At 37.4% G+C, this 593-nt stretch carries 1 pseudogene; it reads right to left on the bottom strand.

What is annotated here, in order from left to right:
- Positions 1 to 506: 506 nt before the first annotated feature.
- Positions 507 to 593 (bottom strand): annotated as a pseudogene (locus tag ACFIK0_RS09740) (NifU family protein); the annotation flags it as partial.

Consider the following 593-nt stretch of genomic DNA (forward strand, 5'->3'; position numbering starts at 1 on the left):
CTCATACTCTTTGTTTGCTCGCAATGTTGCGATTGTTCTTGTATTTGAGAGCGTTCATAAGAGGTATTTTTACACCTTTCTTAAATGACTTTTATTCCCATGTTGATCTCTCTTGTGATGTGCGAGCGAATGATTTTTATGGATTTAAATATAAGAGGATTTGAAAGAAGGGTATCATACGATATTCGGGGGCCTTCTTTAGCAGACAAAGCGATAAATTATCATGATTCATGAATGTTTTGAGAGTTTATAGAGCGCTTTTTTGCTAAAGCGTCTGTCTGTGCTGGAGGCTTTTTTTAGATAAGAATTTCTTTCAATTTTCTTGCGTTGCGCGTTAAGAGAAGGTGCCCTGATCAAGACGCTGGTAGTCCATTCAAGGAGATTGGTCGTGTATTGGAGCGATGTTATGTATTGGAGCGATGTGGTCTAAGAAAATAATTCTCCATGGGTGATGTTTTAGCAGCTATGGCTTTTGCTCTTTATCGATATTTGTAAAGATTTCTTGTTTATTGCGGCATGGCTTCAACACCTAAAACTTCTGGAATAAAATGTCGTAAAAGATTTTCAATACCATGTTTGAGAGTTGCGGTTGA

Origin of the sequence: Bartonella sp. CL63NXGY (assembly GCF_042194905.1) — a bacterium.
In the GTDB taxonomy this organism is placed as follows: domain Bacteria; phylum Pseudomonadota; class Alphaproteobacteria; order Rhizobiales; family Rhizobiaceae; genus Bartonella.